Below are 9,826 nucleotides of genomic sequence, written 5' to 3' on the forward strand. Positions count from 1 at the left end.
AGCGCGTCATGAGCCATCGCCGGGCCCAGGTCGGAGCCACCGATCCCGATGTTCACGACGTTCTTGATACGCCTGCCGGTATGACCGGTCCACTCGCCCGAACGCACCCGCTCCGCGAAAGCGGCCATCCGGTCGAGGACCGCGTGGACGGCCGGGACGACGTTCTCCCCGTCCACCTCGACCACCGCATCCCGCCGCGCACGCAACGCCGTGTGCAGGACCGCACGCCCCTCGGTCGCATTGATCTTCTCACCGCGGAACATCGCGTCCCGCAGACCGAACACACCCGTCGCCACGGCCAGCTCGCGCAACAGCCGCAGTGTCTCGTCGGTGACGAGGTGCTTGGAGTAGTCGATGTGCAGATCGCCTACCTGGAGGGTGTACCCGGAGCCGCGCCCGGGGTCGGCTGCGAACAGGTCCCGCAGATGGGTCTCGGCGAGCTCCTCGCGGTGCTCCCCCAGAGCGGCCCACTCGGGCGTCCGGTCGAGCCTGGTACGGGTGTCTGCGTTCATCTCTGACTTCCGCCTTCTCTCCTGCGTGCGCTGCTGCGTACCTCGCCCCGCTGCCGGTCCCAACCTAATTGATCAGGGCTTGACGTGAGCTGTCGTCACGCCGTCGTCCGGCTCAACAACAGATACGTCCGGCTTGAGCGCGGGTATCAGCGAAGCGACGGCGCATGCGAAGAGCGCCGCCGCGAACAGCGCGGGCCCGTTCAGCCCGTACGCCGTGGCGACCGCGCCACCGAGCAGGGCACCGGCGGGGGCCCCGGAGGTGGAGGCGGTCCGGAAGGCGGCACTGATGCGGCCGACCATGGCCTTGGGACTGCGCTGCTGCATCAGCGTGACCTGGCTGACGTTCCACACCATGTTCATCACTCCGAGCAGGACCATGCCCACCAGGAGGGCGCCCAGCTGGCGGACGGTGCCGATGAGCAGGAGGGACGCCGTCTGGACGCTTCCGCCCAGGAGCAGGCCGCGGACATGTCCGAACCGGCGTGCGACACGCTGGGCGAGCAGTACTCCGCCGGCCAGGCTTCCCGCCGAGTAGGCCGTCATCGCGGCGGCGAAGCCCGCGTTTCCCGCGTGCAGCCAGCCGGTCACGTGCAGCACCATGGTGGCGATCAGGGCGCCCATGCCGATGTTGCAGAGCAGCGTGGCCGTGCAGACCGCGCGCAGCACCCGGTCGCGCCACAGGGCGCGCAGTCCCTCGGCGACCTCCGTGCGCAGAGTGCTTCCGGCCGGCCGGGGGTCCCGCTCGGGCGCCACGATCCGCAGGGAGGCCACGAGCGCGGCGGCCAGCAGATAGGTGGCGGCGTCGGCGACGAACGGCACGGCGGCCCCGGCGGCGAGCAACAGCGGCACGAACGGGCCGGCCAGGAAGCCGCCGGCGAGCTGTTGGCCGGTCATCAGCCGGGCGTTGGCGCTGCCCAGGGCCTCCTTGTCCACCAGGGACGGCAGCAGCGCCGTGGACGCGTTGTCGAAGAGGGTCTGGAGGCTGGTCAGGGCGAAGGCGAGCGCGATCAGCAGGCCGATCGAGGCGTGGCCGAGCCCGACCGCGAGGCCGAAGCAGGCGACGAGCGTGCCCCGCAAGGTGTCCACGGCCCACATCGCCCGGCGCTGGTCCACCCGGTCGGCGACCGCGCCGCCGAGCAGCCCGAAGAGCAGCCACGGGAGGTAGCCGCAGGCGGTGACGGACGCGACGACGAGCGGGTCGTCCGTCAGACGCACGGCGATCAGCGGCAGCGCGGCGGTGCGCAGCGCGTCCCCGAAACGCGACACCACCGCGGCGCTCCACAGCCGCCCGAATCCCCCGCGCCACGCGGGCACCCGCACGCCCGTCGCCTCGACCGCCGCCACAACGCCCCCTCCACTGTCGCCACTTCGACAACCGTAGGGGGCACCACTGACAATCGGGCCGGGAGCGGGTGCGGCGGCCCGCGCGGCTCAGGACGTGCGGCGCGCGCGGCCCGTCGGCGCCCGGGACGAGCCCGCCCGGGCCGCCGCGAGACACGGGGACGCCCGGGCCCGGACGAGGCGCCGGCACCGAGCCGGCGTTACGGGAAGGCCGCCGGGCGAGGCTCGGCCACGGACAAAAAGCCACTCGGACGGGGGGAGGCCGGAGCGGGAAGCCACCCGGACGCCGGGCCGGGCGCGCGGACCCCGCTCACGGGCCCCACACCCACCGCGTGCTCACGGACGGCGCCACAACGACCACGCACGGTTCGCCGGAGGCCCCGCGTGGCCGCCGCACACCCCCGACCGACCGGAGACGGGGACACGGGACCGGAGGCAAAGACACGGGACGGAGGCTCGGGCACGCGGTCGGTCGCGTACGGCCTGTGGGCGTGCGCGCGGGCACACCGATTCCGTACGCGGACATCGTGCGAAACATCTCCGGCCAGACACCCCTCGGTGTCCGGCCGGTTCGCAACTCCTAGATCTCGCCCCGCAGTTTGGCGAGCGCCTCGGCGAGGATCGCCTCGCCGTCCGCGTCGCTGCGCCGCTCCCGTACGTACGCCAGGTGCGTCTTGTACGGCTCGGTGCGCGGCGGGTCCGGCGGGTTGTCCCGGTCCTGCCCGGCGGGAAAGCCGCAGCGCGGGCAGTCCCAGGTGTCGGGGACCTGCGCGTCGCTGGCGAAGCTGGGCTGCGTCTCGTGCCCGTTGGAGCACCAGAAGGAGATGCGCAGCCGGGGCGCGGACTCGCCACGCTCGGCCTCGCCCATCGGCCCCGCCCCGACCCGGCTTCCTCGGATCGCGTTGCCACTTGCCACGGTCGTAACTCCCTGCGTGATGGTGCCGCGAAGCGAGTCGGCGTGACGCTTCGCTGCGAGCGCCTCAGTCTACGTAAGGCCCAACGCGCGTCCAGTGTTAGGAGTTACACCCCACCCCTAGACGCAAGCCCCATGATAGGCCGCGCCCGCGGGCGCGTACCGGACATGGGGCCTTACGTGTGGATCCTGCTTGCGTACTGTGCGGTTGTGCTGCCGTACCGATGTCAGCCGCTGATCAGTTGTTGACCTTCATCAGGATGCCCAGCACGATGATGCACGCGAACCACAGCAGACCGATCACCACGGTGATGCGGTCGAGGTTGCGCTCGGCGACCGAGGAGCCGCCGACGGACGACTGCATGCCGCCACCGAACATGTCGGAGAGGCCGCCGCCCTTCCCCTTGTGCATCAGCACCAGCAGCATCAGCAGCAGGCTGAAGACGATCAGGGCGATCGAGAACCCCAAAACCACGGCTGGACCAACTTCCTCGGAACTGGATGGACGACGGGGGTCCGGTGACACTCACCAGACCCCCGCAAGGGTACGACGGATCGCCGCTACCGCATACTCACTGGTCGCGGAAGCGGACGATCTTGACGAACTCGTCGGCGTCCAGGGACGCCCCACCGACGAGCGCGCCGTCGATGTCGGGGCTGGCCATGATCTCGGCGACGTTGCCGGACTTCACGGAGCCGCCGTACTGGATGCGGACCTTGTCGGCCAGCTCCTGGGAGTACAGCTCGGCCAGACGGCCGCGGATCGCCGCGCAGACCTCCTGGGCGTCGCCGGCACCGCAGACCTTGCCGGTTCCGATGGCCCAGACCGGCTCGTACGCGATCACGATCGACTCGGCCTGCTCGGCCGGGACGTCCTTGAGACCGCCGTCGACCTGCGAGAGCGTGTGGGAGACGTGGTTGCCCGCCTCGCGGACCTCCAGCTCCTCACCGACGCAGAGGATCGGGGTCAGGCCGTGCTTGAACGCGGACTTGACCTTGGCGTTGACGATCTCGTCGGTCTCCGCGTGGTACTGGCGTCGCTCGGAGTGACCGACCGCCACGTACGTGCACTTCAGCTTGGCCAGCATGGGGCCCGAGATCTCGCCGGTGAAGGCACCGGAGTCGTGCGCCGAGAGGTCCTGGGCGCCGTACTTGATCTTGAGTTTGTCGCCGTCGACCAGGGTCTGCACGGAGCGCAGGTCGGTGAAGGGCGGCAGGACGGCGACCTCACAGGCGTCGTAGTCCTTGTCGGCCAGGGCGAAGGCGAGCTTCTGGACGTGCGCGATGGCCTCGAGGTGGTTGAGGTTCATCTTCCAGTTGCCCGCCATCAGCGGCGTGCGCGTGCTCATAAAAGGTCAGTCCTCCAGTGCGGCGAGGCCGGGGAGCGTCTTGCCCTCGAGGTATTCGAGGGAGGCGCCGCCACCGGTCGAGATGTGGCCGAATGCCTTCTCGTCGAAGCCCAGGGTGCGGACGGCCGCGGCGGAGTCGCCACCGCCGACCACCGTGAAGGCCGGGGAGTCGACGAGGGCCTGGGCGACCGCCTTGGTGCCCTCGGCGTAGTCGGGGTGCTCGAAGACGCCCATCGGACCGTTCCAGAAGACGGTGGCCGCGTCGGCGAGTTTCGAGGCGTACAGGGCACCGGTCTCGGGACCGATGTCGAGCCCCATCCCGTCGGCCGGGATGGCGTCCGCGGCGACGGTGGTGGGGTGGGACGGGGCCTTGGTCTTCAGGTCCGGGAACTGCGCCGCGGTCACGACGTCGACCGGGACGACCAGTTCGACGCCGTTCTTCTCGGCGCGCTCGACGTACTCGGAGACGGCGGGCAGCTGGTCGTCCTGGACGAGGGAGGCGCCGATCTCGTAGCCCTTCGCCTTGAGGAAGGTGAAGGCCATGCCGCCGCCGATGAGCAGCCGGTCGGCCTTGCCGAGCAGCTCGTCGATGACGGCGAGCTTGTCGGAGACCTTGGAGCCGCCGAGGGCGACGACGTAGGGGCGCTTGACGTCCTCGGTGAGCTTCTTCAGGACGCCGACCTCGGTGGCGATGAGGTAGCCGGCGTAGTGCGGCAGGCGGGCCGGGAGGTCGTACACGGAGGCGTGCTTGCGGTGCACGGCGCCGAAACCGTCGCCCACGTAGACATCGGCCAGAGCCGCGAGCTGGTCGGCGAACTCGCCGCGCTCGGTGTCGTCCTTGGACGTCTCGCCCGCGTTGAAGCGCAGGTTCTCGATGACCGCGACCTGGCCGGGCTCCAGGCCCTTCACGGCGTCGTGGGCGGCGGGGCCCACGGTGTCCTGGGCGAACGCGACCGGGGCGCCGAGGAGTTCGGCGAGCCGCTCGGCGGGCTGCAGCAGGGAGAAGGCGGGGTCCGGGGCGCCCTTGGGACGGCCCAGGTGGGAGGCGACGATCACCTTGGCGCCCGCTCCGGCCAGCGCCTTGACGGTGGGCAGGACGGCGCGGATGCGGCCGTCGTCCGTGATGAGGCCGTCGGCCAGCGGCACGTTCAGGTCGGCGCGGACGAAGACCCGCTTGCCGTCCACGCCTTCGGCGATGAGTTCGTCGATCGTCTTCATGAGGGGACTCCTAGGAAGGCTCTTGAGATCCGAGAGGGCTGATCGATCCGTACGCGAGACAGGGCCCGGGCAGCGCGGCCTTGCGCTGCCCGAGCCCTGTGCTCACATCGAGGTGCCTGGCTCCGGGACTTAGAGCTGGCCGCCGACGAAGACCGTGAGGTCGACGAGACGGTTGGAGTAGCCCCACTCGTTGTCGTACCAGCCGAGGATCTTCACCGAGTTGCCCTCCTGGACCATGGTCAGGGAGGAGTCGAAGGTGCAGGAGGCCGGGTCGCCGACGATGTCCGAGGAGACGATCGGGTCCTCGGTGTAGGCCAGGTAGCCCTTGAGGTCGCCGTCGTCGGACGCCTTCTTGAACGCCGCGTTGACCTCGTCCTTGGTGACCTCGCGCTGGAGGGTCACGACCAGGTCGGTGGCCGAGCCGGTCGGGACCGGGACGCGCATCGCGATGCCGTCGAGCTTGCCCTTGAGCTGCGGGAGGACCAGGGCGGTGGCCTTGGCGGCACCGGTGGTGGTCGGGATGATGTTCTCGGCGGCGGCGCGGGCGCGGCGCAGGTCCGAGTGCGGGAAGTCCAGGATGCGCTGGTCGTTCGTGTACGCGTGGACCGTCGTCATCAGGCCCTTGACGATGCCGAAGTTCTCGTCGAGAACCTTGGCCATCGGCGCCACACAGTTGGTGGTGCAGGAGGCGTTGGAGATGATGTGGTGCTGCGCCGGGTCGTACTTGTCCTGGTTGACGCCCATCACGATGGTGATGTCCTCGTCCTTGGCCGGAGCCGAGATCAGGACCTTCTTGGCGCCGCCGGCGATGTGCTTCGCGGCGTCGGCCTTCTTGGTGAAGATGCCCGTCGACTCGATGACGATGTCGACGCCGAGCTCACCCCACGGGATGTCGGCGGGGTTGCGCTCGGAGAGCACCTTGATGGTGTGGCCGTCGACGGTGATCGTGTCGGCGGTGTGCGACACCTCGGCCTTGAGGCGGCCCAGGATGGTGTCGTACTTGAGCAGGTGAGCGGTGGTCGCGGTGTCACCCAGGTCGTTGACAGCCACGATCTCGATGTCAGCACCCTGCTCCAGCAGCGCGCGGAAGTAGTTACGACCGATGCGGCCAAAGCCGTTGATGCCTACGCGGATCGTCACGAACCGATCTCCTCGTTGGTACGCCGGCTCACGTGCCGGCGAGTTGTATGGGATGTCCCCGACCGCCTAGAACCCTACCTCCCTGAGACGTCTGGAGTGACATTGAGATGCCCCATACACGGCAGGGTGTTCCGTACCCACCAGTAGGGGTACGGAACACCCTCGATGTTGACGAGGCACGCGCCTGAAATCAGCTCTTCAGAGCGGTGAGCGCCTTCCCTATGAGGGCCGCGCGGCCGGCCGCCGTGGTGACGTGCTCCAGGCCGAAGCCCAGCAGCACGGTGTCACCGGTGGTGATCCCTCCGTACGTCTTGAACAACTCTCCGTAGCGCGCCCAGTCCTTGAGGACGGCCGGGCTGCCCGGGGGCGGTCCGGCGACGCTCCAGGGACCGAGGGAGGTCTCGAAGCCCTCCGTCTCGGTGGCCGCCCCGCCGACGACGAGGGAGGTGTCGTCCGCGAGGACACCGTGGCCGCCGGAGCTCGGGTCGGTGATGTAGCTCAGGGACACCTCCACCGACTTCCCGGCGTACGCGCTCAGGTCGAAGGCGACCTGCTGCCAGCCGCTGGAGGCGCCGGTGAAGCTGTTCCAGGCCCCGCTGGTGCCGGTGTTGGCGCAGCTGGACGCGTTGACGGTCAGATAGTGCTTGAGCCAGGGGTGCTCGTGGACCAGGAATCCGGCCTCGCACTCCGCGGGTACCTCGGCGCTGGTGGCGCCGCCCGTCTCGGGCAGCGTCGTCCAGTCGTCGGCCCCGGTGGTGTGGATCTCGACGACGGCGTGGTCGTAGCCGGGCTCGGTGTCCCACAGGAGCTGGGTGCGCAGCGCCGGCTTGTCGGCGGCGCTGACGCCGGTGAGGTTGATGGTGCGGGTGAGGCGCTTGTAGGAGTCGTCGGTGTGCACCGCGGCGGCCATCGACGAGCCGGCGTAGGGCCCGTACGGGTTGACGGTGCCCGCGAACTGGCCGGCGCCCGCGCTGGACGCGAACTGCGGGTACTGGGCGGCGGACAGCGTGTCCGAGGTGACGCCGTAGGTGCCCGCGGTGTTCAGCGGGTTGCCGGGCGCGTCCCCGAGCGCTCCCGTGAAGCCGGCGAGCTTGCCGGAGCCGGTGAAGCCGTTGGCTCCCGGGGTGGACGTGCGGGAGTAGGCGCCGAGGTAGTACTGGCTGAAGTCGTTGGAGAGGTTGCCGCCGCCGAGGTCGACGTTGCCGCCGGCCTGCTCGCCCGCCTCGACGAGTTTCCCGCCCTCGTTGAGGAAGGCGCGCAGCTGGAGCTGGGTGGCGTTCGCGGGCCGTGCGGCTCCGGTGTAGTGGACGACCGTCCTGAAGTGGTCGAGCACGCCGAGCGCGTCGGGCGCGCCGAGGGTGGCCACGTCCCAGACGAGGGGCTTCTTCCCGTTGGCCTTCAGGGCGTCGACGTACGCCTGGGACTGCGTGGCGGCCGCGCCCTCCTCGGCGACGACGAGGGTGTCGGCGACGGGCCGGTCGGCGACGGTGTAGGTGAAGTGCGGACTGGAGGTCTTCTTGCCGCTCCTGGTCTCGCCGGTGAACCAGACCTCGACCTTGTCGCCCCGGTCGCCGTCCTTGACCTTGGCGCGGTACTCGTCGAAGTAGAGGTTGTCCGCGCCGCCGTAGGTCTCGCCGCCGCGCCAGGACTTGAGCGCCGCGTCCCGGGTCCGGCCGCCGTTGACGCGGTACTTGAGCTCCTTGTCGCGAACGGACTTGCGGACGACGACGGAGACCTCCTGGTCCGCCCCACGGGAGTACGACGTGGTGAAGGCGGCCGGGGTGAAGTCGGGGGCGTCGATGCCGACCGAGGACGAGGGCTGGTCGGGGTGGGCGGCGGTCTCCGCGACGGAGAGCGCGAACGGGACGTTCTTCTCGAACTCCTGCTCGATCAGCTTCTCGTCGTCCGGGAAGGTGAAGACCGAGGCGCAGTCCGCGGCGTTCCAGGCGTCGTTCGGGTCGAGGTTCGAGGCGGTCTGACAGGTCGACATCTCGGGGGTGAACATCGCCATGCCGTTGACGTTGCCCGCGTGGCCGTCCGCCTCACCGTTGGTGGTGTAGAGCTCCGAGGAGACCTGCGGGTGGTAGCCGGGGATCGCCGACTTCTCCGGGGTTCCGGCGAGCGACTTGTAGAGCACGTCGTCCGGGGTCGGCGTGGCCACCTGCCAGCCCACTCCGTAGAGGAGCAGTTCGGCGGCGGAGTGGTAGTTGATGCCGTACGTGAAGTCGACGCGCTTCTCGAAGGCGTCGAGGGCCCGGGTCTCGGGCTCGGAGCCGGGGGTCGCGCCGCGGTAGGTCTCACTGGTGGGGTTGGGGGACGAACCCTCGTCGTCGTAGCCCCACTTGTAGGCGAAGTTGCGGTTCAGGTCGACGCCGTCGCCGGTGGAGATGACGCCGTCGCCGTTCACGTCCCGCAGGTTCTTGCGCCACTGGCGCTCGTCCTCGCCCTGGAACGTGTAGTCGTAGCCGTCCGGGTTGGCCGACAGCACGAACCACAGTTCGGTCGAGTCCACGATCTTCTTGATGCGCTTGTCCGTGGAGTAGTTGTCCAGGTAGTAGTGCATCAGACGCCGGGTCATCTCGGGCGTGATCCACTCGCGCGCGTGCTGGTTGGACATGTACAGCACGGACGGCTTGGAGCCGTCCTTCGTCTTCTTCGCGCCCTTGGTCAGCTTCAGCGCGAGGATGTCCTGGCCCTTGAGGGTCTTGCCGATGGAGACGACCTTGGTGAGGTCGGGATGGGCCGCACCGGTCCTGACGATCTCCTCCTGGAGATTGCCCTTTCCGCTGTACGGCCGGAACACGCCTTGAGCCGCGCCCTCGACACGTGCCTCGGTCCTGGCCGACAGCGTGTGCTCGGTGAGCTCGACGCCCTGCTTCTCCAGCTTCCGCGCCTGCTTGTCGGTCAGGTAGACCTCGACCGCGCTCTTGCCGTTCTTCGCGGACCGGTCGCCGAGTTCGTGGCCGTCCTGCCCGGCCGCGAGCAGCAGGGGTATCTGCTGCTTGGTGACCTCGGCGTGGAACACCTTGACGGCGTTCGCGTCGGGTCCGGGTGAACTCCCGCTCTGCGCCTGGGCGACGGGCGCCATGCCCGCTCCGCCCAGCAGGAGTGCGCCCGCAGCGAGGATCGCTCTCGCTCTTGGTCTCATGAGCCCCCCTTGCGTGTGTCCGCCACAGTGGCGAACAGATGCCAGGCTCATGACACTTCATGGTCAAGTCAAGGGCGCCTCACAGACAGGCAAACGCCGGTGCCGATGTCCCAAGTTGGGGATGGCCCCCGCGGATTTGTTTTTATGGGGGGGAATGGGCCCCGCAAGCCCCCCAGTTTTGAGACCAATAAGAGGGGTTTGTTGT

Annotated in this window: 7 protein-coding genes and 1 pseudogene; all 8 read right to left on the reverse strand. The window is 69.4% G+C overall.

The features are described from left to right. Nucleotides 1-512: pseudogene (locus ACFV2J_RS26920) on the reverse strand (glucose-6-phosphate isomerase); the annotation flags it as partial. A 72-nt stretch (nucleotides 513-584) separates the two neighbouring features. Continuing rightward, on the reverse strand, nucleotides 585-1,856 hold the full coding sequence (locus tag ACFV2J_RS26925) for an MFS transporter (protein WP_385098184.1): 1,272 nt from the start codon (nucleotides 1,854-1,856) through the stop codon (nucleotides 585-587). A gap of 577 nt (nucleotides 1,857-2,433) precedes the next feature. Further along, on the reverse strand, nucleotides 2,434-2,769 hold the full coding sequence (locus tag ACFV2J_RS26930) for an RNA polymerase-binding protein RbpA (RefSeq protein WP_003957010.1): 336 nt from the start codon (nucleotides 2,767-2,769) through the stop codon (nucleotides 2,434-2,436). 235 nt (nucleotides 2,770-3,004) lie between these two features. Next, complete coding sequence (secG, locus tag ACFV2J_RS26935; protein WP_102907469.1) at nucleotides 3,005-3,235, reverse strand: preprotein translocase subunit SecG; 231 nt, start codon at nucleotides 3,233-3,235, stop codon at nucleotides 3,005-3,007. A 103-nt stretch (nucleotides 3,236-3,338) separates the two neighbouring features. Further along, nucleotides 3,339-4,115 (reverse strand): triose-phosphate isomerase, encoded by a 777-nt coding sequence (gene tpiA, locus ACFV2J_RS26940; RefSeq protein WP_385081606.1) that lies wholly within the window; start codon nucleotides 4,113-4,115, stop codon nucleotides 3,339-3,341. A 6-nt stretch (nucleotides 4,116-4,121) separates the two neighbouring features. After that, nucleotides 4,122-5,333 carry a phosphoglycerate kinase gene (locus tag ACFV2J_RS26945; RefSeq protein ID WP_385081607.1) on the reverse strand — a complete coding sequence of 404 codons (1,212 nt, stop codon included), beginning with the start codon at nucleotides 5,331-5,333 and terminating at the stop codon, nucleotides 4,122-4,124. Nucleotides 5,334-5,462: 129 nt separating this feature from the next. Further along, entirely contained in the window at nucleotides 5,463-6,473 is a 1,011-nt protein-coding gene (gene gap / locus ACFV2J_RS26950; protein ID WP_099940776.1) for a type I glyceraldehyde-3-phosphate dehydrogenase, read from the reverse strand. 190 nt (nucleotides 6,474-6,663) lie between these two features. Next, nucleotides 6,664-9,621 (reverse strand): M14 family zinc carboxypeptidase, encoded by a 2,958-nt coding sequence (locus ACFV2J_RS26955; protein WP_385081608.1) that lies wholly within the window; start codon nucleotides 9,619-9,621, stop codon nucleotides 6,664-6,666. Between the last annotated feature and the right edge of the window lie 205 nt (nucleotides 9,622-9,826).

Origin of the sequence: Streptomyces sp. NPDC059668 (genome assembly GCF_042734135.1) — a bacterium.
Taxonomy (GTDB): domain Bacteria; phylum Actinomycetota; class Actinomycetes; order Streptomycetales; family Streptomycetaceae; genus Streptomyces.

What these genes read in the sequence shown, in the direction of transcription:
- tpiA (WP_385081606.1), bottom strand. Translation starts at nt 4,115, where the DNA reads ATGAGCACGCGCACGCCGCTGATGGCGGGCAACTGGAAGATGAACCTC.
- ACFV2J_RS26945 (WP_385081607.1), bottom strand. Translation starts at nt 5,333, where the DNA reads ATGAAGACGATCGACGAACTCATCGCCGAAGGCGTGGACGGCAAGCGG.
- ACFV2J_RS26955 (WP_385081608.1), bottom strand. Translation starts at nt 9,621, where the DNA reads ATGAGACCAAGAGCGAGAGCGATCCTCGCTGCGGGCGCACTCCTGCTG.